21 protein-coding genes and 3 pseudogenes are annotated in these 24,790 nt (G+C 40.0%); 22 read left to right on the forward strand and 2 right to left on the reverse strand.

The features are described 5' to 3' along the window. Positions 1 to 26: 26 nt before the first annotated feature. The 17 genes and pseudogenes from ubiE to ilvE all read left to right on the forward strand — a co-directional run bounded on the left by ubiE (position 27) and on the right by ilvE (position 18,567). On the forward strand, positions 27 to 767 hold the full coding sequence (ubiE, locus tag D2C78_01860; protein QEF34815.1) for a bifunctional demethylmenaquinone methyltransferase/2-methoxy-6-polyprenyl-1,4-benzoquinol methylase UbiE: 741 nt from the start codon (positions 27 to 29) through the stop codon (positions 765 to 767). Positions 768 to 776: 9 nt separating this feature from the next. Continuing rightward, a complete protein-coding gene (locus D2C78_01865) occupies positions 777 to 1,046 on the forward strand; it encodes an exodeoxyribonuclease VII small subunit (GenBank protein QEF34816.1) in 270 nt (89 codons plus the stop codon). Positions 1,047 to 1,049: 3 nt separating this feature from the next. Continuing rightward, the gene (locus D2C78_01870; GenBank protein ID QEF34817.1) at positions 1,050 to 1,847 is read left to right on the forward strand and encodes a carbon-nitrogen hydrolase family protein; all 798 of its coding nucleotides are present in this window, start codon (positions 1,050 to 1,052) and stop codon (positions 1,845 to 1,847) included. Continuing rightward, positions 1,848 to 3,095: a serine--tRNA ligase gene (serS, locus tag D2C78_01875; GenBank protein QEF34818.1), complete on the forward strand. Its 1,248-nt coding sequence runs from the start codon at positions 1,848 to 1,850 to the stop codon at positions 3,093 to 3,095. It begins immediately after the preceding gene. Positions 3,096 to 3,104: 9 nt separating this feature from the next. After that, the gene (locus D2C78_01880; GenBank protein ID QEF34819.1) at positions 3,105 to 5,639 is read left to right on the forward strand and encodes an anaphase-promoting protein; all 2,535 of its coding nucleotides are present in this window, start codon (positions 3,105 to 3,107) and stop codon (positions 5,637 to 5,639) included. Next, a complete protein-coding gene (locus D2C78_01885; protein QEF34820.1) occupies positions 5,636 to 7,684 on the forward strand; it encodes an ATP-dependent helicase in 2,049 nt (682 codons plus the stop codon). The genes D2C78_01880 and D2C78_01885 overlap by 4 nt, the downstream gene beginning before the upstream one ends. After that, positions 7,681 to 8,337: a flagella basal body P-ring formation protein FlgA gene (gene flgA, locus D2C78_01890; GenBank protein ID QEF34821.1), complete on the forward strand. Its 657-nt coding sequence runs from the start codon at positions 7,681 to 7,683 to the stop codon at positions 8,335 to 8,337. Before D2C78_01885 ends, flgA begins: the two co-directional genes overlap by 4 nt. 9 nt (positions 8,338 to 8,346) lie before the next feature. Beyond that, positions 8,347 to 8,910: a UbiX family flavin prenyltransferase gene (locus D2C78_01895; GenBank protein QEF34822.1), complete on the forward strand. Its 564-nt coding sequence runs from the start codon at positions 8,347 to 8,349 to the stop codon at positions 8,908 to 8,910. Continuing rightward, positions 8,910 to 9,383: a phosphopantetheine adenylyltransferase gene (locus D2C78_01900; protein ID QEF34823.1), complete on the forward strand. Its 474-nt coding sequence runs from the start codon at positions 8,910 to 8,912 to the stop codon at positions 9,381 to 9,383. The genes D2C78_01895 and D2C78_01900 overlap by 1 nt, the downstream gene beginning before the upstream one ends. Position 9,384: 1 nt before the next feature. Further along, entirely contained in the window at positions 9,385 to 9,960 is a 576-nt protein-coding gene (locus D2C78_01905) for a dTMP kinase (protein ID QEF34824.1), read from the forward strand. Continuing rightward, positions 9,948 to 10,523, forward strand: coding sequence for a ComF family protein (locus tag D2C78_01910; protein QEF34825.1), 576 nt, complete (start codon positions 9,948 to 9,950; stop codon positions 10,521 to 10,523). The genes D2C78_01905 and D2C78_01910 overlap by 13 nt, the downstream gene beginning before the upstream one ends. A 31-nt stretch (positions 10,524 to 10,554) precedes the next feature. After that, a complete protein-coding gene (locus D2C78_01915) occupies positions 10,555 to 12,594 on the forward strand; it encodes an SAM-dependent DNA methyltransferase (protein QEF34826.1) in 2,040 nt (679 codons plus the stop codon). Beyond that, positions 12,591 to 13,211, forward strand: coding sequence for a restriction endonuclease subunit S (locus D2C78_01920; protein QEF34827.1), 621 nt, complete (start codon positions 12,591 to 12,593; stop codon positions 13,209 to 13,211). Before D2C78_01915 ends, D2C78_01920 begins: the two co-directional genes overlap by 4 nt. A 43-nt stretch (positions 13,212 to 13,254) precedes the next feature. After that, positions 13,255 to 13,833: a restriction endonuclease gene (locus tag D2C78_01925; GenBank protein QEF34828.1), complete on the forward strand. Its 579-nt coding sequence runs from the start codon at positions 13,255 to 13,257 to the stop codon at positions 13,831 to 13,833. A 68-nt stretch (positions 13,834 to 13,901) separates the two neighbouring features. Next, positions 13,902 to 16,633: pseudogene (gene polA, locus D2C78_01930) on the forward strand (DNA polymerase I). A 114-nt stretch (positions 16,634 to 16,747) separates the two neighbouring features. After that, entirely contained in the window at positions 16,748 to 17,494 is a 747-nt protein-coding gene (locus D2C78_01935; GenBank protein QEF34829.1) for an outer membrane protein, read from the forward strand. Between the two features lie 51 nt (positions 17,495 to 17,545). After that, positions 17,546 to 18,567 (forward strand): annotated as a pseudogene (gene ilvE / locus D2C78_01940) (branched-chain-amino-acid transaminase). A gap of 4 nt (positions 18,568 to 18,571) precedes the next feature. Here ilvE and D2C78_01945 read toward each other — a convergent pair. Further along, positions 18,572 to 19,266, reverse strand: a pseudogene (locus tag D2C78_01945) (outer membrane protein). A gap of 133 nt (positions 19,267 to 19,399) precedes the next feature. On the opposite strand from D2C78_01945, the gene D2C78_01950 reads away from it, so the two are divergent. From D2C78_01950 to D2C78_01970, 5 genes are all read left to right on the forward strand, one after another. Beyond that, positions 19,400 to 20,533 carry an ABC transporter permease gene (locus D2C78_01950; GenBank protein ID QEF34830.1) on the forward strand — a complete coding sequence of 378 codons (1,134 nt, stop codon included), beginning with the start codon at positions 19,400 to 19,402 and terminating at the stop codon, positions 20,531 to 20,533. Next, entirely contained in the window at positions 20,533 to 21,318 is a 786-nt protein-coding gene (locus D2C78_01955; GenBank protein QEF34831.1) for an ABC transporter ATP-binding protein, read from the forward strand. Before D2C78_01950 ends, D2C78_01955 begins: the two co-directional genes overlap by 1 nt. Beyond that, positions 21,303 to 22,118, forward strand: coding sequence for an MCE family protein (locus D2C78_01960; protein QEF34832.1), 816 nt, complete (start codon positions 21,303 to 21,305; stop codon positions 22,116 to 22,118). Before D2C78_01955 ends, D2C78_01960 begins: the two co-directional genes overlap by 16 nt. A gap of 2 nt (positions 22,119 to 22,120) precedes the next feature. Beyond that, positions 22,121 to 22,798, forward strand: coding sequence for a hypothetical protein (locus tag D2C78_01965; protein ID QEF34833.1), 678 nt, complete (start codon positions 22,121 to 22,123; stop codon positions 22,796 to 22,798). Positions 22,799 to 22,878: 80 nt separating this feature from the next. Next, positions 22,879 to 23,397: an META domain-containing protein gene (locus D2C78_01970; protein QEF35798.1), complete on the forward strand. Its 519-nt coding sequence runs from the start codon at positions 22,879 to 22,881 to the stop codon at positions 23,395 to 23,397. A gap of 300 nt (positions 23,398 to 23,697) precedes the next feature. Here the strand turns inward: D2C78_01970 and D2C78_01975 are convergent, their stop codons facing one another. Next, the gene (locus D2C78_01975) at positions 23,698 to 24,750 is read right to left on the reverse strand and encodes a cytochrome-c peroxidase (protein QEF34834.1); all 1,053 of its coding nucleotides are present in this window, start codon (positions 24,748 to 24,750) and stop codon (positions 23,698 to 23,700) included. Between the last annotated feature and the right edge of the window lie 40 nt (positions 24,751 to 24,790).

The raw sequence follows: 24,790 nt of genomic DNA on the forward strand, positions 1-24,790 counted from the left end.
AGACAAGCCATGAAAAAAGAAAAGTCATGAAAAAAGAAAATCGCCTCAAACAAGAAAAAATCATCAACATGTTTGATGATATAGCCAGCTCTTACGACCAAGCCAACCGCTTGATGAGTTTTGGATTAGATGTTAAATGGCGCCAAAGGGCTTGCGAGCATGCGTTTTTGTTTTTGGAGAATAAAAAAGCGTTAAGGCTTGTGGATGTGGCATGCGGGACAGGGGATATGCTCATAGCTTGGCAAAAAAGCGCTCTGAATTGCGGCATAGAGTTTAAGGAATGTTTGGGGATTGACCCCTCTAATAACATGCTTGAATTAGCCATTAAAAAATGTGAAGAGCTTGAAAATAAAGCTTCTTTCATCCAAGCTCAAGCCAAAGATTTAAAAGGCGTTGAAAACAACAGCGTGGATATCCTCTCCATTGCGTATGGCTTGCGTAATATCGTGGAAAGACAAGAAGCCTTAAAAGAGTTTTTTAGGGTGTTAAAACCCAGGGGCGTTTTAGTGATTTTAGAATTTTTAAAAAAGGACAACCCCACATGGTTGGATAAAATCTCAGGGTTTTACACGAATAAGGTTTTGCCTTTAGTGGGAGGGGCTATCAGTAAGAATTATGGCGCTTATTCTTATTTACCGCAATCCATTGAGGGGTTTTTGAGTTTAGAGGGTTTGAAGCATGAATTAAAAAACGCAGGGTTTGAGATTTTAAGGACTGAAGATTATATCGCTCAAATTTCAACGACCATGCTTGTTAGAAAAAGCTAAAGGAATGCCATGCAAGATGAATTATTTGAAACCGAAAAAGCCCCCCAAAAAAATACTAAGAACACTAAAAACGCTAAAAACGCCCCTAAAAAAAGTTTTGAAGAGCATGTTCATTCCCTAGAGCAAGCCATAGATCGCTTGAATGATCCCAATTTATCCTTAAAAGACGGGATGGATTTGTATAAAACGGCCATGCAAGAGTTGTTTTTGGCGCAAAAGCTTTTAGAAAACGCTTATTTAGAGCATGAAAAACTCCAAACGCCAGACAAAAAGGCTTAAAGGATGCGAGTGTTTGCTTTACAGCTAGAGTCTTTTAAAGAAACCCTCATGCAATCCTTATTCAACTCCATACCCGAGCGGAGCGTAATCGTGTTGCCTGAATACGTGATCAACCCCTTTTTCCATCATAACATGGGATTGGATTTGAATGAAATCAGCGTGCAGTCTGCGCGAGCGGTTGAATTTTTATCGCAAAAATGCGAAGAGTTAGACTTAATTGTCTCGGCCCCGGTGCTTTTAGAAGAACGTTCTAAAATCTATAAAAAAATCGCCCTCATTTCTAAAGAAAGCGTGAAGTATTACACGCAACAACGCCTGATTTCCTATCCTCACTGGGATGAAGAGAGCTTTTTTGACAATGAGAAAAGCGCTTTTAAAGAATTGCTCGTGTTTGAAAGAGACGGCTTAAGAATCGCTCCTTTGTTTGGCTTTGAAGCGCATTTTGATGAAATATGGGTTCAGGCTAAAAATCAGGGCGTGGATGTGGTGCTTTTAAGCAGCGTGGCCACTTTTGAATCCAATGAAAGGTGGCGGCTTTTGTGCCAGATGCGCGCTTTTTGCGCTTCTTGCGTGGTGGTTAGGGCCAATAGGATCGGAGCGTATCGCCAAATCATTGTAGAAGAAGATCAGAAAAACGAATTCTTGTGGAAATTTTATGGGGATAGTTTTGTGGCTTTGCCTAATGGCGCTATTGAAGATTCTTTAGAGGGTAAAATGGGGGCTTTGAGCGCTCAAATAGATAAAAACGAAATTGATGAATGGGCTAAATTGTGGCATTTTAGAACGATTAAAGAGGGTTGAATGATTGATAAAAAACTTTTGTTGCAAGATTTTGACAAGGTGGCTCTTTCTTTAAAAAAGCGCAACCATGCGATGGACGATGAATTAGAGCGTTTGCGCGAAGCCATCACGCATTATAAAAAGCAACTCATTGAATTAGAAGGCTTGCAGGCCTTTCAAAACAAGGTTTCTAAAGAATTTGGCATCAAGATGGCTCAAAAAGCGGATGCAAGCGATCTCAAAAAAGAGCTAGAAAACAATAAAATCAAATTGAATGAGCTTTCCAAAAGCGTGGGCGAATTGGAGCAACAAATTGACTTGAAGCTTTCCATAATCCCCAATCTAGTGGATGAAAAAACCCCTTTAGGTGCGAATGAAGAAGACAACATAGAAATTAAAAAAATCCTAACCCCAAGGGTTTTCACTTTCAAACCCAAAGAGCATTTTGAACTCGCCCAAAAAAACGGCTGGATTGATTTTGAAAGCGGCGTGAAACTCGCTAAAAGCCGTTTTTCGGTCATTAGGGGTTTTGGGGCGAAAATTTATCGCGCGCTCATTCATTTAATGTTAGATTTTAATGAAAAAAATGGCTTTGAAATCATCTACACGCCGGCGTTAGTGAATGAAAAAATGCTTTTTGGGACCGGGCAATTACCCAAATTCAAAGAAGATGTTTTCAAAATAGAAAATGAAAATTTGTATTTGATCCCCACCGCTGAAGTAACGCTCACTAATCTCTACAACGACACGATCATTAGCGTTGAAAATCTCCCCATTAAAATGACCGCGCACACGCCTTGTTTCAGGAGCGAAGCAGGGAGCGCGGGCAAGGACACAAGGGGGATGATAAGACAGCACCAATTTGATAAAGTAGAATTAGTGGCTATCACGCACCCTAAAGAAAGCGATGTCATGCAAGAGCATATGCTAGAGAGCGCGAGCGAAATTTTAAGGGCTTTGGAATTACCGCACCGGTTCGTGCAATTGTGCAGTGGGGATTTAGGCTTTAGCGCGAGCAACACGATAGATATTGAAGTGTGGTTGCCCGGGCAAAATTGCTACCGAGAAATCAGCTCGGTGTCTAACACGAGAGATTTTCAAGCCAGGCGCGCCAAAATCCGCTTCAAAGAAAATCAAAAAAACCAATTAGTGCACACCTTAAACGGCTCTTCTTTAGCGGTAGGCAGGACGATGGTCGCTTTAATGGAAAACCACCAGCAAGCGGATGGGAGCATCCACATTCCTAAGGCGTTAGAAAAATACCTTTAAGGCTAGTTTGTGCTGAATGAAGAGCAAAATTCATTAGAAGAAAAAGGGGGCGAAAACAAAAACGAAAAAGAAACCCCCCTAAAGGGCATTCATTCTAAAATCCCCTCTTTGAAGCAGGCTTTGGAGCAGACGATTAATAAAATCAAAAGTTCTAAAGAGTTTTTTAAACAGCTTTCACGCAATAAAAAAAAGCTTTATATCGCACTTGGAGCATTGCTTCTACTCATCGCGCTCATTGTGGCTTTGAGTTTGTTACTAGGGCATAAAAAAGAAAATAAACAAACTTCTTTACAAACTAATACCATCGCCACCAATAACGAAACGCCTAACGACACCAACAACGCTAACAGCACACAAGCCGAGGGGCAAATAGAGAATTTAGACTTACCCGATTTAATCGGCAAGGATTCCCTCAAACGAAGCGATGAAAATCAAGTGGATGCGATCATGAAAAAAGCGAGCCTTTTGTATGAGCAAGGGCAAAAAGATGAAGCCTTGCATTTGTTTGACAAGGCCGCTTCTTTCTCGCAAGGGATTGCGAGCCATAATTTAGGGGTGATTAAGTTTAAGGAAAAGGATTTTAACGGGGCGTTGGATTTGTTTGATTCTAGCATCGCTTCTAAAGAAAACGCGAGCGTGAGCGCGATTGATGCGTTAGTGAGCGCTTATCATTTGCAAGATGAGGATTTGTATTATCATTATCTAAAAATTGTAAGAGACACTTTGTATAAAGACTATAAAAAGTCTTTTTACTCCTACGCTTACGCGCTCAAATCCTATTACGCTGGAGAGTATTTTGAAGCCCTTTCGCCTTTAATGCACCCTAATTCCAACGCCTTTTTAAAGCCTAACGCGCGCTTGGCGTCTAAATTGTTTTTGATGTTTAAAGATGAAACGAACGCTTACAAGCAATTGCAAAAAAGCGCGGATATTCAAGATGCGCTTGCTTTAGGGCTTTTGCAGGCCCGTTTGGGCCATTACAAGCAGGCTTTGGAGCATTTGCAGCATTATTTGCACAACTACCCTAAAGATTTAAACGCTTTAATGGCTTTGGAATTGGTGAGCTTGAAAAAAGGCGACACCCTTAAAGCGAGCGAAGCCTTAAAACTGGCCAGCCACACAAAAGAAGACACGCTATTAGCCAACTCTTTTTACCCCATCAAGCCCACGATAAACCCTGTTTTTTTGGATAAAGAAAGAGCCAAAGAGCGTTTGTGGAACACGCAATATTTTGAAGGCAAAAGGGATTTTATCTACCGCTTGCTGTTTTATTACGCTCCTTTTAAGGTTTTAGACTCTAAAGAAACCTTAGGCGTGATTGAAGAGGGGCTGTTTCTTTTGGATTCTGATGCACAAAAGGATTTAGAGGGGGCAAGCCTTGCTTTTAAAAGGGGGCGTTTGATGGCGATAGCGGATAAAAACGCGCTCAAAGGGTTGAAAGCGTTAGAAAACAAGCGCTTAAAAAAAGCCCTTTCTTTTTTTGATTTGTCTTTAAAAAATAGCCCCAATAACGCGCTCCTCCATTATAATACGGGCTTGATTTATGCGCAATTAGAAAATTACCACAAAGCTTATTTCCATTTTTTAAGGGCTTTCCATTTGAACTCTGCGGATTACTTGAGCGCGGTTTTTGCGATTTTAGCCTCGCATTTCACCCACGAAGACACCACGGAGTTTTTAAGAGAAATCACAGAGAATTTTTACAGTCAGGATTTTTCTAGCCCCACGCAAAAAGCCTTACTCTCTTCGCTCATCGCTTATTTGAATTACCGCACCAATTGGGATATGGACTGGCTTAAAAACGCCCCTAAAAAGCTCCCCTTTTATTACGCACTAGAAGCGGTGTTCGCTAAAGAGAGCAAGGATAAAAAATTGATGGTGCAATCTTTTGGGAATTTGAAAAAAATGCTCCCTAAAGATCTCATCTCTAATATCTTTTATGAAATCGTTTCGTATTATGATGCGAGCATCCGGCACACTTTAAGCATTTACACCCTTTTAGATTCGCGTAAAATCAGTTGGGATCAAACCATGCAAGGGCCCATTTTAGGGCGTCATTTCTACACTTACATGGGATTTATGGTCAATGATTTGGATCATCAAGAAAGATTATTAGAGCAAAAAATCGCCAGTTTAGAAGAGAGAGAAGCCCCTAACGATTGGTTAGAAAATTTAGCGTTAGTGAGTTTGTTTCAAGGCCAGTATGAAAAAGCAAGTGCATTGTATCAAAACTTAATTAGCGATCTTAAGGACAATGAGGTGCGCTTAAAAATCCTAGCGGGTTTAACCTACATCGCGCAAAATAATTACAATAACGCCGCTTTATGGCTAGAGCTTGGGAAATTAGACGATCCGAATAATGAAAATATCCGTTACGCTTTGGGGTTGTTGTATCAAAGAAAAGGGGACTTGAAATCAGCATTAAACCATTTTTTAGCCATTAAAACCTCTGATTTTTCTTCGCCCTATTTTGATTTTGAAATTGATACCAACCTTTTAAAAGAGCGTTTAAACCAAGAAGAAAAGGGTGAGTTTTTAGAATAATGGGTTTTGAAAAAAGCATTTTAGACAATTTAAATGATGCACAAAAAATCGCTGCAAGCCACATTCAAGGGCCATTGCTCATTTTAGCAGGAGCTGGGAGCGGTAAGACTAAGACTTTAACGAGCCGTTTAGCGTATTTGATTGGCGTTTGTGGCGTGCCTAGCGAGAACACTTTAACGCTCACTTTCACCAATAAAGCGAGCAAAGAAATGCAAGAAAGGGCTTTGAAATTATTAAAAAACCAAGCCCTTATCCCCCCCTTGCTTTGCACTTTCCATCGTTTTGGTTTGCTGTTTTTAAGGCAGCACATGGGCCTTTTAAAAAGAGCGTGCGATTTTTCGGTATTAGATAGCGATGAAGTGAAAACGCTGTGCAAACAGCTCAAAATTTCAAACTTCAGGGTAAGCATTTCTCAAATCAAAAACGGCATGATGGATTTGAGCATGCAAGATAGCGAATGTCATAAAGCCTATGAGCTTTATCAAAACGCGCTCAAAAAAGACAATTTAGTGGATTTTGACGATTTGCTTTGTTTGAGCCTTAAGATTTTACAAGATAATGAAAAACTCGCCAAAGAAACTAGCGAACGCTACCATTACATTATGGTAGATGAATACCAAGACACGAACGCCTTACAATTGGAATTTTTAAAACAATTGAGTTGCGTGCATCATAATTTGTGCGTGGTGGGCGATGACGATCAGAGCATTTATGGTTTTAGAGGGGCGGATATTTCTAACATTTTAAATTTTTCCAAGCATTTTAAAGGGGCTAAGGTGGTGAAATTAGAGACCAACTACCGCTCCAGCGCTGAAATTTTAGCGTGCGCTAATTCCCTCATTAGCCATAACCAACACCGCCACATTAAAACGCTTCAAAGTTTCAAAGGTTCGCATAAAAGCGTGGTTTGTAAAGAATATTTGACGCAAAAAGAAGAGAGTTTGGATGTGGCTTATCAAATCAAAGCCCTTTTAAAGAGAGGCGAAAATTTAGAAAATATCGCTATTTTGTACCGCCTAAATGGGCTTAGCCGCAGCATTGAAGAGAGTTTGAACGCTTTGAATATCCCTTATAGGCTCATTGGGGCGGTGAGTTTCTATGAAAGAGCCGAGATTAAAGACGCTTTGGCGTTCATGCATGTAGTGGCGAAAAAAGACGATCGCTTTTTTATCAAGCGCGTTTTAAACAAGCCCCCAAGAGGCCTTGGCAAGATCACTCAAGAATGGATTTTTTCTCTTTTAGATGAAGAGGATTTGGATTTAGAAGAGGCGCTAAAACTTGGGGCGTTTAAAGACAAACTCAACCCTAAAAACGAATACGCTTTAAAGAAATTCACCGCTATGATAGGGCGTTTGAGGGAGGCTTTTGAAATTTCAGTAGAGAAGTTTTGCGCTCAGTTTTTAGAAGAGACTAACCTTTTAAAAAGCTATGAAAAAGAAGACAATTACGAAGAAAGGGAGGGCTTTGTTAAAGAGCTTTTAACCTTATTGAAAGAGCATTTTAAAACTAACCCCACGCATTCTTTACTGGATTTTTTGAATGAAAGCGTGCTAGATGTCTATAACACAGAAAACGCGCAAAAAGTGAGCTGCATGAGCGTGCATATGAGTAAGGGCTTAGAGTTTAAGCATGTGTTTGTGATCGGGTTAGAAGAAGGGTTTTTCCCGCATAGGGGGTTCAATCAAGAAAGCGATTTAGAAGAAGAAAGACGCTTGGCTTATGTAGCGATCACTAGGGCTAAAGAAGGATTGCAACTTTCTTATGTGAAAGAGCGTTCGTATTTTGGGAGGAAAATTTCTTGCTCGCCCTCTGTGTTTTTAGAAGAAGCCCAGTTGCTCAAAAGCGATCAAGCCCCTAAACAGGATCATAAAAAAGACATGCCCATTAAAGTGGGGGACTTGATTAAGCATAAGATTTTTGGCACCGGGAGGGTTTTAGGCGTAGAAAAAGGCTTGAGCGGTTTGTGCTTGAAAATCAATTGCGGAGGGAATGTCTATGATAAAATCTCAGAAAAATTTGTAGAAAAAGTGGATAACGGGTTTTGAAAATTTTAATCCTTTTTTTTATCTGTTTAAACGCGCTATTTGCTCTGGATTCAAACGCGCTTAAAGCAGAGATTAAAGAAGCTTACCTTAAAGAATACCAAGACTTAAAATTAGAAATTGAAACCATTAACTTAGAAATCCCAGAGCGTTTTTCTCACGCTTCCATTGTAAGCTATGAATTGAGCGCTTCTAACAAGCTTAAAAAAGATGGGGTCGTGTTTTTAAAATTGGAAAATGAGCCTAATTTACGCCTGCCGGTGCGTTATAGCGTGATAGGCAGCATGCAGGCTTTTAAAAGCGTTAGCGCGATTAAAAAAGATGAAAACATCACCGCTAACAACACCAAAAAAGAGCGCGTTTTGTTTGGCACGCTTTCTAATCCCTTATTAGAGGGTGCGATCGATAAAGTGAGCGCGAAACATTTTATCCCCCCTGACACGCTTTTAAGTGCAGATAAAACCCAGGCTTTAATCATCGTGCGTAAAAACGACATCATCACCGGGGTGTATGAAGAGGGGCAAATCAGCATAGAAATAAGCCTAAAAGCCCTAGAAAATGGCGCGCTTAATCAAATCATTCAAGCCAAGAATTTAGAAAGCAATAAAATCTTAAAAGCAAAAGTGTTGAGCAGCTCTAAAGCGCAAATCTTATAAAGGATATTCATGAAATTAGTTTTAGGCATCAGCGGGGCGAGCGGGATACCCCTAGCCTTGCGGTTTTTAGAGAAATTACCCAAAGAAATTGAAGTGTTTGTCGTGGCGTCTAAAAACGCGCATGTCGTGGCGTTAGAAGAGTCTAACATCAACCTTAAAAACGCCATGAAAGATTTACGGCCTAGCACGACTTTTTTTAACGAGCAAGACATCCATGCGAGCATCGCCTCAGGGAGTTATGGTATCCATAAAATGGCGATCATCCCGGCGAGTATGGACATGGTGGCTAAAATCGCGCATGGCTTTGGGGGGGATTTGATTTCTAGGAGCGCCTCTGTGATGCTGAAAGAAAAGCGCCCCTTACTCATTGCCCCTAGAGAAATGCCTTTAAGCGCTATCATGTTAGAAAATTTACTCAAACTCGCCCATTCTAATGCGATCATCGCGCCGCCGATGATGACTTACTACACCCAAAGCAAGACTTTAGAAGCGATGCAAGATTTTTTAGTGGGGAAGTGGTTTGACAGCTTAGGGATAGAAAATGACTTATACCCACGATGGGGAATGAACTGATGCAAAAAATCGGCATTTACCCGGGCACTTTTGATCCGGTCACTAACGGGCATATAGACATCATCCACCGATCCAGCGAATTGTTTGAAAAGCTCATTGTCGCTGTGGCGCACTCAAGCGCTAAAAACCCCATGTTCAGTTTAAAAGAGCGTTTAAAAATGATGCAACTCGCCACTAAAAGTTTTAAAAATGTAGAATGCGTTGCGTTTGAAGGGCTATTAGCCAACCTGGCTAAAGAATACCATTGTAAGGTGTTAGTTAGGGGCTTAAGGGTGGTGAGCGATTTTGAATACGAATTGCAAATGGGCTATGCGAACAAATCTTTAAACCACGAATTAGAAACCTTGTATTTCATGCCCACTTTACAAAACGCTTTCATTAGCTCTTCTATCGTGCGATCCATTATCGCGCATAAGGGCGATGCGAGCCATTTAGTGCCTAAAGAAATTTATCCTTTGATTTCAAAGGCTTAAAATGTATGTGGCGTTAGAAGGCGTTGATGGCGCGGGCAAAAGCACTCAAGTGGAATTATTAAAAAACAGGTTTAAAAACGCCCTTTTTACCAAAGAGCCAGGGGGGACGAGAATGGGCGAGAGTTTAAGGCGTATCGCTTTAAATGAAAACATCAGCGAATTGGCTAGAGCGTTTTTATTTTTAAGCGATAGGGCTGAGCATGTAGAAAGCGTGATCAAACCGGCATTGAAAGAAAAAAGACTCATCATTAGCGACAGGAGTTTGATTTCTGGCATGGCTTATAGCCAATTTTCAAGCTTAGAATTAAACCTGCTCGCCACTCAAAGCGTCTTGCCTGAAAAAATCATTCTTTTAGTGATAGATGAAGAGGGCTTAAAACAGCGCTTAAGCCTTAAAAGTTTAGACAAAATAGAAAACCAAGGCACAGAAAAATTACTTCATATCCAGCAAAAGATCAAAACCCACGCTTATGCACTAAGAGAAAAATTCGGGTGCGAAGTTTTGGAACTAAACGCCAAAGAAAGCGTTAAAAACTTGCACGAACAAATCGCCGCCTTTATAGAATGCGTTGTTTAACTTGCTTGAAGCTTTCTTTTAAGCCTCTTTGCCCAAATTGCTTAAACGATCTGCCCTTAAGCTTAAAAGTAAGGGTTTTAGAGGGCGTGAGCGTGTATAGTTTTTACGCTTATAGCGAAATAGAAGAACTCATTAAAAGCAAATACGCGCTGATTGGCTCTCGCATTTTGCCCTTGCTTTCTCAAAAAGCCGGCGCGGAATTTGTAAGGATTTTACAAGAAAAAGGCTTGAATATTCCCTTTTATGGCATCGCCATTGATGATAAAATCAAATCCTTTTACTCGCATTCAGCCGCGCTTTTAAAAGGCTTTTGTCAAGGGAATTTAAAGCCCACTTACGGGCGTTTAAGGGCTAATAATGCTGTTTCGTATGCCGGGAAAAGCCTGGAATTTCGCACCAATAACCCACGGGATTTCACCTTCAAAGGCGATGAGAATTTAGATTATTTTTTATTAGATGATATTATCACCACCGGCACCACCCTAAAAGAAGCCCTAAAATACCTTAAAACCCTAAACATTAAAGCGCACTTTGCGATCGCACTTTGCAGCGCGGACGAATGAGTTATAATTTTATTTTTAAAAGGATAAAACCATGCAAGCTTTTCGGTTAGAAGATGATGTTGATGACTATGTTAAAAAAGAATTGACAAAATTAGGGCTTGTGAAGAATAAGGATTTTAATGTTAAAAGCCAAATGAGTCCTAGCCTTAAAAACGCCCTTTTGAATGCGAGTAAAACCAAAGATAAAACTTCTTATGGCGAGCCAGATTTTAGCTTAGAAAAATACACGCACCCTAAAAATAAAGGAAGCGTTATCCCTATAATCATAGAAAACAAGCTCTACGCTAAAAATTTAAAAAAGCTCAAAAACAGCGCGTTGCAAAACGATGACAATTCCATTTCAAAATTCGCCGTGAATGGGGCTTTACACTACGCTCAAAACATCTTAAGAAACAAAGAAAAATATAAAGAATGCATCGCCATAGGCATAGCCGGCGATGATGAAGAACACCTTTTGATAGAAGTGTATTACGTTTTTGCGAGCGGGATCAATTCGCACAAGCTCACTAACGCTAAAAACCTGCATTTTTTAGAAAATCAAGAATCGTTTAACGCTTTTTATAAAGAATGCACGCTCACTGAAGAAGAAAAGCATCTTATCTTAATCAAAACCAAAGCCGATCTAAACGAAACCGCTAAAAAACTCAACCGCCTTATGCATAACCACAACATCACCGCGCCTCAGCGCGTGCTATACGTGAGCGGCATGCTTTTATCCATGCAAGAAATTAAGGGCAAAAAAGGGGGCTTAAAACCAAGCGATTTAAAAGGCGAAATAACCGACACTAGCCGTGATGGCGTTTTAGTGTTTAACCAAATTAGCGAATTTTTAAAAACCAAAAACTTGAGCGAAGAAAAACGAGATCTGATGCTCGCCAGTTTTAAAGAAATCAGTAAAGACCCTCAGCGCGATAAAGAAACGAGCCTGGATAAAGCCATAAGCATGCTTTTAGAAAAAGATTCAAGCATCACCAAGCAAATTTTTACCTTTCTTTATGAATTTGTCCATAAGCCCATTAATGAAAGCGACAATACCGGTCATTTAGACATCATGGGCGAACTTTATAGCGAATTTTTAAAATACGCTTTAGGGGATGGTAAGGAATTAGGCATTGTTTTAACCCCGCCTTATGTAACTAAAATGATGAGCGAACTTTTAGGGGTTAACGCGAAATCCTTTGTGATGGATTTAGCCGCAGGGAGTGCGGGTTTTTTAATTTCTTCTATGGTCTTAATGATTGAAGACATTGAAAAAACCTATGGTAAAAACACCACTATAGCGAACGAAAAAATCAAAGCCATGAAAACCACGCAGCTTTTAGGCGTGGAGCTTAACGCTGAAATGTTTTCTCTAGCCACCACTAACATGATTTTAAGAGGCGATGGATCAAGTTTAATCATCAAAGGCAACACTTTTGAAACCAGTAAAAAGATTTATGAAGATTTTAAGCCCAATATTCTTTTATTAAACCCTCCTTTTAGCTACGAAGAAAACGGCATGCCTTTTATCAAGTTCGGGTTAGAGCACATGCAAAAGGGCGGTTTAGGCGCGATCATTATCCAAGATAGTGCAGGGAGCGGGCAAGCGTTAAAATCCAATGTGGAAATTTTAAAAAAGCATTCGCTTTTAGCGAGTATTAAAATGCCCACCGATTTATTCATGCCTCAAGCCGGGGTGCAAACGAGCGTCTATATTTTTAAAGCCCATGAGCCGCACGATTATGAAAAGCCCGTTAAATTCATAGACTTTAGAAACGACGGCTTCAAACGCACCAAAAGAGGCCTAAATGAAACCTCTAACCCCACCAAACGCTACGAAGAAATCATTAAAATTTACAAAGCCGGCTTAAACGCTCAAGTTTCTAAAGAGCTGTGGGGCGCTTTAGAAACAATCTATATTGAAGACTTTATCGCCAAGCCGCACGAAAACAAGCATGCTAAAGACTTTAATTTTGAAGCGCACCAAAAGAACGACACTAAACCCGAATTAGAGGATTTTAAAAGAACGATAGCCGATTACCTTTCTTATGAAGTGGGCTTGATTTTAAAAAACCAAACGCCCCCAAAGTGATTGGCCCCCTTAGCAGCCAACTCAACGCTATTAAGTGGGGCGAGTTCAAATTAGGGGATTTGTTTGAAGCGAGTAACGGCGATTTTGACATTCAAAAACGCCACATCAATCATAAGGGCGAATTTGTCATCACCGCAGGGCTTAGCAATAATGGCGTTTTAGGGCAAAGCGATATAAAAGCAAAAGTTTTTGAAAGCCATAGCATTACTATTGACATGTTTGGTTGCGCGTTTTATCGCAGTTTCCCTTATAAAATGGTAACACACGCTAGGGTATTTTCTCTCAAACCTAAATTTAAAATCAACCATAAAATCGGCTTGTTTTTATCCACGCTATTTTTTGGTTACCCTAAAAAATTCGGCTATGAAAACATGTGTTCATGGGTAAAAATTAAAAACGATAAGGTCATTCTACCCCTAAAACCCACCGCTAAAACTCAAACCCTTGAGGATATTGATTTTCATTTCATGGAAACATTCATAGCCGAACTTGAGCAGTGTCGGCTCGCCGAACTTCAGGCTTATTTAAAAGCTACAGGGCTAGAAAACACCACCCTTTCTAGCGCTGAAGAAAACGCCCTTAATGTTTTCAACGGCAACAATTCTGGGGGGGGGTAATACCCCATGCGGCTTAACATGGCAACACTTCAAACTAGGGGATTTGTTTGAAAAATTAGACTTAAAGTTTAAGAAAAAAATCTTTAATAAGCAAAAGGATATTTCAAAAGTCCAAACGAGCGAGTTTGATTTACCTCTTGTCAATGCTAAAAATGGTGATAATGGAATTATGTATTATGGTAGGTCAAGCGATTTTGAAAGTGCAGAAATGACAATTGATATTGTCAATGATGGGGCAGTTTCAACCGCAAATGTTTATCCACAACCCCTTAAAACAGGAGTTCTTTATAACGCCTATTTAATAAAACCAAAATTCACGCCAACAAGAGAAACGCTATTATTTTTTACGCCTTGTATTTATAAGGCTATTAAACTAAAATTTAGTTATGAAAATAAAGCGAGTTGGAATAAAGTTAAAAACGAGTTAATTTCTCTACCCCTAAAACCCACCGCTAACGTTCAAACCCTTGATGACATTGATTTTCATTTCATGCGTACCCTCATCAACGCCCTGATGAAACAAACCATTCAAGGCGTGGCTGAATACTGCAGCGCTAAAATCCAGGCTACAAAAGAAGTTATTAACCAAGAAACACCTATTCAAAAAGACTCGTTATTTTAAAAGGGGTTTTAAGCGCACTAGCTTGTGTTACAATTAAATTTAAAATTTGCTTGATGGAAGAGGGTTAAATCATGGAGCAGCCAGTCATTAAAGAAGGGACTTTAGCTTTAATTGATACTTTTGCGTATTTGTTTAGAAGCTATTACATGAGCGCTAAAAATAAGCCTTTAACGAATGATAAGGGCTTTCCTACGGGGCTTTTAACAGGGCTTGTGGGCATGGTTAAAAAATTTTATAAGGATAAAAAAACATGCCTTTTATCGTGTTCGCCCTAGAAAGCCAGACTAAAACTAAAAGAGCCGAAAAATTAGGCGAATACAAACAAAATCGTAAAGACGCCCCTAAAGAGATGCTTTTACAAATCCCTATCGCTTTAGAATGGTTGCAAAAAATGGGTTTTACTTGCGTGGAAATAAGTGGGTTTGAAGCCGATGACGTGATCGCTAGTTTAGCCACGCTAAGCCCTTATAAAACGCGCATTTATTCTAAAGATAAGGATTTTAACCAGCTTTTGAGCGATAAAATCGCGCTTTTTGATGGCAAAACGGAGTTTTTGGCGAAAGATTGCGTGGAAAAATACGGGATTTTGCCGAGTCAATTCACGGATTATCAGGGCATTGTGGGGGATAGCAGCGATAATTACAAGGGGGTTAAAGGCATTGGGAGCAAGAACGCTAAGGAATTGTTGCAGCGATTGGGGAGTTTGGAAAAAATCTATGAAAATTTAGACTTGGCGAAAAATTTACTCAGCCCTAAAATGTATCAAGCCTTGATACAAGACAAAGGAAGCGCGTTTTTAAGCAAAGAATTAGCCACTTTAGAAAGAGAATGCATTAAAGAATTTGATTTTTTGAGTTGCGCTTTTCCTAGCGAAAATCCCTTATTGAAAATTAAAGATGAATTGAAAGAATATGGTTTTATTTCCACTTTAAGGGATTTAGAAAATTCCCCTACGCCTTTAATTGTAGAAAACGCCCCTATATTAGATAGCGTGCCTATATTAGACAACGCCTCCGCCTTAGACAACGCGCCTATATTAGACAACGCCTCCGCCTTAGACAACGCGCCTAAAAAATCGCGCATGATCGTTTTAGAAAGCGCTGAGCCTTTGAACATGTTTTTAGAAAAACTAGAAAATCCTAACGCTAGGGTTTTTATGCGCTTGGTGCTGGATAAAGAAAAAAAAGTTCTGGCCCTAGCGTTTTTATTACAAGATCAAGGCTATTTTTTACCTTTAGAAGAGGCGTTATTTTCGCCCTTTTCTTTAGGGTTTTTAGAAAACGCTTTTTCTCAAATGTTACAGCATGCGTGTATCATTGGGCATGATTTAAAGCCCTTGTTGAGCTTTTTAAAAGCCAAATACCAGGTGCCTTTAGAAAACATTCGCATCCAAGACACTCAAATTTTAGCGTTTTTAAAAAATCCGGAAAAAGTGGGGTTTGATGAAGTTTTAAAGGAATATTTAAAAGAAGAACTAGTTCCGCATGAAAAAATCAAAGATTTTAAGACTAAAGCGGAGAAATTAGAACTTTTAAGCGTGGAATTAAACGCTTTAAAGCGTTTGTGCGAATATTTTGAAAAAGGGGGGCTAGAAGAGGGTTTGCTCACTTTAGCTAGAGACATTGAAACGCCGTTTATGAAAGTTTTAATGGGCATGGAATTTCAAGGCTTTAAGATTGATGCGCCTTATTTCAAGCGATTAGAGCAGGAGTTTAAAAATGAATTGCATGTTTTAGAGCGCCAAATTTTGGATCTAATCGGCGTGGATTTTAACCTTAATTCGCCTAAGCAACTTGGCGAGATTTTGTATGAAAAATTAGGGCTTCCTAAAAATAAAAGCCATTCTACCGATGAAAAAAGCTTGTTAAAAATCCTAGACAAGCACCCAAGCATCGCTTTGATTTTAGAATACAGAGAATTGAACAAGCTTTTTAACACTTATACCACACCCTTATTGCGCTTAAAAGACAAAGACGATAAAATCCATACCACTTTCATCCAAACCGGCACAGCTACCGGGCGTTTAAGCTCGCATTCGCCTAATTTGCAAAATATCCCGGTGCGATCGCCTAAAGGCTTACTCATTCGTAAGGGCTTTATCGCTAGCTCTAAAGAATATTGTTTATTAGGGGTGGATTATTCGCAAATTGAATTGCGCTTATTGGCCCATTTTAGCCAGGATAAGGATTTAATGGAGGCGTTTTTAAAGGGGCGAGACATCCATTTAGAAACTTCTAAGGCGTTGTTTGGTGGAGATTTGGCCAAAGAAAAACGATCCATCGCTAAAAGCATTAATTTTGGGTTGGTGTATGGCATGGGGAGTAAGAAATTGAGCGAAACTTTAAACATCTCTTTAAGTGAGGCTAAAAGCTACATAGAAGCGTATTTCAAGCGATTCCCTAGTATCAAAGATTATTTAAACCGCATGAAAGAAGAGATTTTAAAAACTTCTAAAGCCTTCACTTTGCTTGGGCGTTATCGGGTGTTTGATTTTAATGGCGTGAATGATTACATCAAGGGCAATTATTTGCGAGAGGGCGTGAATGCAATTTTTCAAGGGAGCGCGAGTGATTTATTGAAATTAGGCATGCTCAAAGTGAGCGAGCGTTTTAAAAATAACCCTTCAGTGAGGCTGCTTTTGCAAGTGCATGACGAATTGATTTTTGAGATTGAAGAAAAAAACGCTATAGAGTTGCAGCAAGAAATCCAACGCATTCTCAATGATGAAGTGTATCCTTTGAGGGTGCCGTTAGAAACGAGCGCGTTTGTGGCGAATCGTTGGAATGAACTAAAAGGTTAGTTTTTTAATTGAGTTTAAGAAAAAATATATTATTATTTCTTTATAAGTAATACTTAGCCATTTTAAGCTAATATAATATAGAGCGATTATCAAAAAATAAAGGGAAAAGACTGAATGTTGAAAAGAATTATATTATTAGGGGCTTTGGGTGTTTTAGCGAGCGCTGAAGAGAGCGCGGCTTTTGTGGGAGTCAATTACCAGGTGAGCATGATACAAAATCAGACTAAAATGGTGAATGACAACGGCTTGCAAAAGCCTTTGATAAAGTTCCCGCCTTACGCAGGAGCGGGTTTTGAAGTGGGCTATAAGCAATTTTTTGGTAAGAAAAAATGGTTTGGTGCGCGTTATTATGGGTTTTTTGACTACGCGCACAACCGCTTTGGCGTGATGAAAAAGGGCATTCCGGTGGGCGAGAGCGGGTTTATTTACAATAGTTTTAGTTTTGGTGGGACGACTTTAACCGAAAGGGATTCCTATCAAGGGCAATATTATGTCAATTTATTCACTTATGGTGTAGGGTTAGATACGCTGTGGGATTTTGTGAATAAAGAAAACATGGTTTTTGGTTTTGTGGTGGGGATCCAATTAGCGGGGGATAGTTGGGCAACGAGCATCAGTAAAGAAATTGCTAATTATGCAAAGCACCACAGCGATTCCAGTTATAGCCCGGCCAATTTCCAGTTTTTATGGAAGTTTGGGGTCCGCACCCATATCGCTAAACACAATAGCCTAGAATTAGGGATTAAAGTGCCTACGATCACGCACCGGCTTTTCTCTATCACCAACGAAAAGGGATACACCTTGCAGGCTGATGTGCGCAGAGTTTATGCGTTTCAAATCAGTTATTTGAGGGATTTTTAACCCCTTTTTAGATACAATCACACCTGAAACTATCCATTTAAAGGTGTGAAAATGGCAGATTTAGAAAATTTAGACTGGAAAAATTTAGGCTTTAGCTACATTAAAACGGATTTTCGCTTCATCGCTACTTATAAAAACGGCTCTTGGTCGCAAGGCGAATTGGTAAGCGAAAATGTGTTACAACTCAGCGAAGGCTCGCCGGTCTTACACTACGGGCAGGCTTGTTTTGAAGGCTTGAAAGCTTACCGCTCTCAAAAGGGGAAAGCTTTACTCTTCCGCCCTTTAGAAAACGCCAAACGCTTGCAAACTTCATGCGAAAGACTGCTCATGCCCAAAGTGAGCGAAGAGTTGTTTTTAAAGGCATGCGCTGAAGTAGTGAAAGCGAATCAAAAATGGCTCGCTCCTTATAAAAGCGGGGCGAGTTTGTATTTGCGCCCTTTTGTCATAGGCGTGGGGGATAATTTGGGGGTAAAGCCGGCTAATGAATACCTTTTTATCGTGTTTTGCGCGCCGGTGGGGGCGTATTTTAAGGGGGTATAGAAAAAGGGGGAGCTAGGTTTATCACTACGATTTTTGATAGGGCCGCACCTAAAGGCACCGGGGGGGTGAAAGTAGGGGGGAATTACGCTGCAAGCCTGTTAGCCCACAAAATGGCCACAGAGCAAGGCTATGATGATTGCATTTATTTAGATCCTGCCACGCACACTAAAATTGAAGAAGTGGGGGCGGCGAATTTTTTTGGCATCACGCATGATAACGCCTTTATCACCCCGCATTCGCCAAGCATTTTACCAAGCGTTACCAGAAAAAGCTTGATGGTTTTGGCTAAAGAGTATTTGAACCTCAACATAGAAGAGAGGGAAATCCTAATGGATGAGTTGGGCGCGTTTAAAGAAGCCGGAGCGTGCGGGACAGCTGCGATCATTACGCCCATTAAAGAAATCGCGCACAACAACAAGTCTTATTTTTTTGAAGCGCCGGGCCATATTACTAAACAACTTTATGACTTGCTTTTATCCATCCAGCAAGGCGAACAAGAAGCCCCTAAAGATTGGATTTTTGAAGTTGGCTAAAAGGTTAAAATTTATAGCTGTATGCCGCATAAAATAAGGGCGAAGTCTCAAAGCGTTTGGAGCTAGAAAGCAATCTGGCGGTGGGTAAGATTTTAAACCCTAATTCAATGCGGTGCCTTAAAAAAAGCGTGAGCATAACCCCCCATTAATCGCCAAGCCCCCTGAAACCACCGAATGTTTAAAAAACTTGAAATTTTGTTTGTCTGTATAAACGACTAAAGCCCCCCTAGCTCCTCCAAACGCCCCTAAATAATGCTTATAACTCCCTAAAGGAAATTCCATAATCACATCCAAACCCACCGCAAGCATGGTAAAAAAAGAGTTGGTAGGATCTTCATGGCTTTGGTAATTCACTTTTCCTGACCCAAGATCCCATGCAAAAACCCCCCTAATCCCGATGTATTTTTTAAAAAAACTTTGCACGCCGGTTTTTAAATTGAGCGTGGCGATCCAATCTTTCATTTCCTTGCCTTGATAGTCCTTAATGGCCTCTACAGCGCCAAACCCTCCTAAAAAATACCACCCGCTTTTTTTGCGTGTGAGCTTTTGGCGGTTAATGATGCTTCTATAGAGCTTTTCATGGGCTTCTTGGTAATTTTTTTTAGGGGTTTTATCGTGCAAAATAGGCATGGCTTCAAGGGGCGAGATAACAAAACCCCCCATTAAAAAAACGCCAAAAAAAATGATTTTTTTAAACATTTTAAAAATAACTAATCCTTTATTAAACAGAATATTGTTTAACCTTTTGTTTTATCATTGTGTTAAAATAACCGTTTTAACAAACAAAATTTTGTTAATAGATTTTACCTAATCTGAGAGAGAATAGATTTTAATGAAGACAGAGAAACAAAAATTTTTAGAGATGCGTAAAGATGGGGCTAACTCTGTGCTGATTTTAAGAGGGGATTGGGATTTTAGAACGAGCGTGTTTCGTTTAGATGAGTTGAAAAAAAATTTATTAGATCATCAAGGGCCTTTAAAAATGGATTTTTCAGGGTGCCAAAAAGTGGATTTTGTTTTTGGCATGTTTTTATTTGATTTAGTTAAGGAGCGTTCTTTAAACATTGAATTGTGCAACGTGAGCGAGAATAACGCATGCGCTTTGAAAGTGGTTAAAGACTGGCTTGAAAAAGAAGAGGATTTAGAGTCTAAAAAAGCGGGCAAAAAATACGAACTTTTGATCACTAAATTGGGTAAGAGTCTTGTAGAGACTTACAACACCTTTTTAAACGCGTTCAATTTTTGCGGCATGATTTTATTTTACTTCATTAAAAGCGTTTTCAACCCCAAACGCTTTTGCATCACTCCTTTGCTCTATCACATCAATGAATCCGGGTTTAAGGTTTTGCCAGTGAGTATTTTAACGGTGTTTATCGTGGGGTTTGCCGTTGCTTTACAAGGGGCTTTACAATTACAAGACATGGGTGCACCTTTAATGTCGGTGGAAATGACGGCTAAACTCGCTTTAAGAGAGATCGGTCCTTTTATTTTGACCCTTGTGGTGGCTGGGAGGAGCGCGAGCAGTTTTACCGCGCAAATTGGGGTGATGAAGATCACTGAAGAATTGGACGCCATGAAAACCATGGGCTTTAACCCTTTTGAATTTTTAGTGTTGCCTAGGGTGTTAGCCTTAGTGATTGTTTTGCCTTTATTGGTGTTTATCGCTGATGCGTTCGCCATTCTTGGGGGCATGTTTGCGATTAAATACCAATTGGATTTGGGCTTTCCAAGCTATATAGACAGACTGCATGACACAGTGGGTTGGAATCATTTTTTGGTAGGGATTGTCAAAGCCCCTTTTTGGGGGTTTGCGATTGCGATGGTGGGGTGCATGCGCGGGTTTGAAGTCAAGGGGGATACCGAGAGCATTGGGCGCTTGACCACCATTAGCGTCGTGAATGCGTTGTTTTGGATCATTTTCTTAGACGCTATTTTTTCTATTGTCTTTTCTAAGTTGAACATATAATGAACGCTACTAACAATCAAGTCTTAATTGAAGTGAAGGATCTCCATAGCGCTTTTGGGAGTACCATTATCCACAGGGGCGTGAGTTTTAGCGTGCATAAGGGCGAAGTGATGGCGATTTTAGGGGGTTCAGGGAGCGGTAAAAGCACGCTTCTAAGGTGCATGATCTTGCTCAATCGCCCCACAAAGGGGGAAGTGTTGCTTTTTGGGGAAGATATATGGAAACTCAAAGAAAGAGAGCAACAGAAGATTTTTAACCGTTGCGGCATTTGCTTCCAGTTTGGCGCGCTCTATAGCTCTTTAACCGTTTTAGAAAATGTGGGCGTGATGCTAGAGCAATACGGCGCTTATTCTAAAAAAATTGTTGAAGAAATTTCTAAAATGTGGATTGAAAGAGTGGGTTTGCCCCCTAGGGCTTACCACCTTTACCCCTATGAATTGAGCGGGGGGATGAAAAAGCGCGTGGGTATAGCTAGGGCTATGGCGACTAACCCAGAGATCTTATTTCTAGATGAGCCTACAAGCGGGCTAGATCCTTATAGCGCGGGCAAATTTGATGAATTGATTATGACGCTCAAAGAGAGCTTACAGCTTACGGTGGTGATGATTACGCATGATTTAGACTCCGTGCATGATTGCGTGGATCGATTTATCATGCTCAAAGACGGGCTATTGGAGTTTAATGGGGATTTAAAAGATTTTATTAAAAAAGCTCAAACTCAAGGGCTAGATGAAGGCAATTTATTCAATTCAACACGAGGAGAGAAATTTTGGAAAGGCATGTGAATTACACTTTAATCGGCGGGCTCTTCTTTTTATGCTTAGTGTGCATGGTAGGCTTTATTTTATGGCTAGGCCATTTGGGATTAGATGACGGGAAGTATTATGAATACGTGGTCTATACGGACAAAGACTTGGGAGGCATTGCGACCAACTCGCCCATAAATTACAAAGGGATTCAAGTGGGGAATGTCATCAAAGTGGGTTTTGCAAAGGATAAAGTGGGGGTGGTCCGTTTGGATTTGATGATCAAATCCAGCGTTAAGATCCGCAAAGACTCCAAAGTGGCGGTTTCTTCTAGAGGGTTTATGGGGTTAAAATTTTTAGCCTTAGAGCAAAGCCACAATGAAGAATTTTATGGTAGTGGCGATAAGGGGGAGCGGATTTTAATCTTTAAAGAAGGGCTTATGGATCGCTTGAGCGGTGATGCTAATCAAGTGGTGCAAGAAGTGATGAAAGCGATCAGGAATGTGAATAGGATTTTAGACGATGAAAATGTGGAAAAATTCAAGCACATTCTCGCTTCAGTAGATGATCTCATCGCTAACTTGGATTCAAGAAAGACTCAATTTGATTCGCTAATCAACAACGCTAACAACCTTGTTTCTAATGTCAATAATGTGGCTTTAGATGTGGATAAACGCGTCAAACAGGGGCAATACGACTTTAAGGCGATGTTCACTCCTTTAATCATGCAAGCGCAGTTGAGCTTAAGAAACATTGATAATTTTGTGGAAAAAGGCTCTGCTTTGATAGACAAATTTGACGCTAACCCCTATAAAACGATTTTTGGAGAAAGGAAATAACCATGAGAGCTACGGCGATAAAAATCTTTTCATTCTCATCAGTATTCGCCCTATTGCTTCAGGGTTGCTTGAGCATCAATTTAAAACAAATGCTACCAGAGATCAGAACTTATGATTTGAATGCGAGTTCTTTTGAAATCACGCAATGCCCTAAACCTTTGACTGAAGTGAGACTTATTAGTATTTTGAGCGCGGATTTATTCAACACTAAAGAGATCGTGTTTAAAGCGCAAGACGGGCAGATCACGCATGGGAAGCACCAAAAATGGATAGACTTGCCTCGCAACATGCTAAAAACCATGTTCATGCAAGAAGCGCAAAAAGCATGCTTAGGCGTGGCTTTGCCCCCTTATGGCGCGGGTGCACCCACTTATGCGGTTCGTTTTACGATTTTGTCGTTTTCTCTTTTAGAAAAAGAAAATTCTACCTACAGGGCGGAATTCGCGCTAGGCTATGACATTAGCGTGAAAGGCGATTCGCATTCTGGAGTGATCATTAAGCATGAAAATATTTCTAGCTTGGAAAATAAAACCACCAAAACGAGTAAAAATGGCAATCAAGATTTTCAAGAAAGCGCGATACAATCCCTCCAACATGTCAGCACGCAAGCGATGCAAGAAGCGATTTCTTTGATTAAAAAAGCCATTGAAGCGCAAAGCGTAAGCCCGTTAAAAAAATAAGGAGGAATTGTTTGAATTTACGATTGGCTGGAGCAAGCGTTTTAACGGCTTGTGTCTTTTCGGGGTGTTTTTTCTTAAAAATGTTTGATAAAAAACTTTCTAGTAACGATTGGCATATCCAAAAAGTGGAAATGAACCATCAAGTGTATGACATTGAAACCATGCTCGCTGATAGCGCTTTTAGAGAGCATGAAGAAGAGCAAGATTCCTCTCTAAATACCGCTTTGCCTGAAGATAAAACAGCGATTGAAGCCAAAGAGCAGGAACAAAAAGAAAAAAGAAAACACTGGTATGAGCTTTTTAAAAAGAAGCCAAAGCCTAAAAGCTCTATGGGAGAGTTTGTGTTTGATCAAAAAGAAAATCGTATTTATGGCAAAGGCTATTGCAACCGGTATTTTGCCAGCTATGTATGGCAGGGCGATAGGCACATTGGGATTGAAGATAGCGGGATTTCAAGAAAAGTGTGTAAAGATGAGCATTTAATGGCGTTTGAATTGGAATTTATGGAGAATTTTAAGGGTAATTTTACGGTAACTAAGGGCAAGGACACGCTCATTTTAGACAACCAAAAAATGAAAATTTATTTGAAAACGCCTTGAGTTTATGTTTTGTGTTTTAAATGCGATCTAAAATCAAAAAACATTCTAAATGATAAAGAGATTAAAAAATTTTTAAAAAATAGGAGTAAAACTCATTCTTTTAAGGGGATAGGGGTATTTTGAAACAATTCTCCCCCTACAACCCTCCAACTAAATCCCTCTAAACCCCATAAAGATCGCTTTTTAAGGGGTTATCGCTTGTTTTTTGAAAGCTTTTTATTATTTTGATCGCAAAAGATGCTGATACTTTGAGCGGTTTTTAGATTTGGCGCCAAAGCCCCCTAAAAGGACTTTTTAAAATCAAAAAGAGGGTTTAGGGGTTTTGTCTGTCATTATGGGGAGTTCTGGGTAGATTATTTTAGGTTTTTTACCCCTTAAGGCTCCAAAGAAAGTTTCAATTTTTTTCGCTTCCTCATCGCTGATTTCAATGCCTAACTGGATAGAGCCCATTTCTTTAATCGCATCCTTGACATCCCAAAACTGCCCGTTATGGAAATAAGGCATCGTTTCGGTGATATTCCTTAAAGTAGGCACTTTCACAAGCCCGTTTTTATCGCCTTTGAAATCGCCCACATTAGCGAATTTATAAGGTTTGACCACCCCAAAAGGCTGCATCGTTCCCCCAAGATTGATGCCGTTATGGCAAGCCACACAGCCTTTAGAAATGAATAAATCCAGCCCCTCTTTTTCGGCTTTGCTGAGCGCTTTAGGATTGCCTCTTAAAAAATCATCGTAACGGCTTGGGGTGATGAGCGTGGCTTCAAACATAGCGATACTATCAGCGATCAATTTAAAATCAATTTTGACTTTAGAGCCATAGGCTTTTCTAAAGAGTTTGACATAGCCTGGCATGGAATTGATTTTTTCTACCACCACTTTAGGATCAGCCCCCATTTCAAAAGAAGACTGAATCGGCCCTTGCGCTTGTTCGTTTAAATGCGTAACCCTACCATCCCAAAACTGCACATCGTTAAACACAGAGTTATACACCGTTGGGGAACTTAAAAGGTGGGGGTTTTTCTTCCATTGAGAACCTACCGTGCTTGGGACTAAATCCACTCCGCCTAAGCCCAGATTATGGCATGTGTTGCAAGACACGAGATAGGAAGTGGAAATCCTAGGGTCAAAATAGAGCATTTTGCCTAATTCCACTTGAGCGGAGGTCATGATTTCGCTGTTTTTGGTGCCAATACCCACATCTCTGGTTTTTTTGATTTGGTATTCTTTGAGCGCTTTGCCCATAGGCATGGGTTCTAACTGGCTTTCCCTCGCTTTTTTAATCAATTCTAAATCGTTTAGGGCATGAGCGCAAGAAAAAGCCAGACAAACGCCCAACAAAATGGATTTTTTCATGATGAACTCCTAAAATATCGTTAAAAATAAAACAAAACTT

This window comes from Helicobacter pylori, from assembly GCA_008032935.1.
Lineage (GTDB): Bacteria > Campylobacterota > Campylobacteria > Campylobacterales > Helicobacteraceae > Helicobacter > Helicobacter pylori_CX.

Bases quoted from the DNA above. Each gene is read 5' to 3' on its own strand.
- ubiE (QEF34815.1), top strand. From the start codon at position 27: ATGAAAAAAGAAAATCGCCTCAAACAAGAAAAAATCATCAACATGTTT.
- D2C78_01865 (QEF34816.1), top strand. From the start codon at position 777: ATGCAAGATGAATTATTTGAAACCGAAAAAGCCCCCCAAAAAAATACT.
- D2C78_01870 (QEF34817.1), top strand. From the start codon at position 1,050: ATGCGAGTGTTTGCTTTACAGCTAGAGTCTTTTAAAGAAACCCTCATG.
- serS (QEF34818.1), top strand. From the start codon at position 1,848: ATGATTGATAAAAAACTTTTGTTGCAAGATTTTGACAAGGTGGCTCTT.
- D2C78_01895 (QEF34822.1), top strand. From the start codon at position 8,347: ATGAAATTAGTTTTAGGCATCAGCGGGGCGAGCGGGATACCCCTAGCC.
- D2C78_01900 (QEF34823.1), top strand. From the start codon at position 8,910: ATGCAAAAAATCGGCATTTACCCGGGCACTTTTGATCCGGTCACTAAC.
- D2C78_01905 (QEF34824.1), top strand. From the start codon at position 9,385: ATGTATGTGGCGTTAGAAGGCGTTGATGGCGCGGGCAAAAGCACTCAA.
- D2C78_01910 (QEF34825.1), top strand. From the start codon at position 9,948: ATGCGTTGTTTAACTTGCTTGAAGCTTTCTTTTAAGCCTCTTTGCCCA.
- D2C78_01915 (QEF34826.1), top strand. From the start codon at position 10,555: ATGCAAGCTTTTCGGTTAGAAGATGATGTTGATGACTATGTTAAAAAA.
- D2C78_01935 (QEF34829.1), top strand. From the start codon at position 16,748: ATGTTGAAAAGAATTATATTATTAGGGGCTTTGGGTGTTTTAGCGAGC.
- D2C78_01950 (QEF34830.1), top strand. From the start codon at position 19,400: ATGAAGACAGAGAAACAAAAATTTTTAGAGATGCGTAAAGATGGGGCT.
- D2C78_01955 (QEF34831.1), top strand. From the start codon at position 20,533: ATGAACGCTACTAACAATCAAGTCTTAATTGAAGTGAAGGATCTCCAT.
- D2C78_01965 (QEF34833.1), top strand. From the start codon at position 22,121: ATGAGAGCTACGGCGATAAAAATCTTTTCATTCTCATCAGTATTCGCC.
- D2C78_01970 (QEF35798.1), top strand. From the start codon at position 22,879: ATGTTTGATAAAAAACTTTCTAGTAACGATTGGCATATCCAAAAAGTG.
- D2C78_01975 (QEF34834.1), bottom strand. From the start codon at position 24,750: ATGAAAAAATCCATTTTGTTGGGCGTTTGTCTGGCTTTTTCTTGCGCT.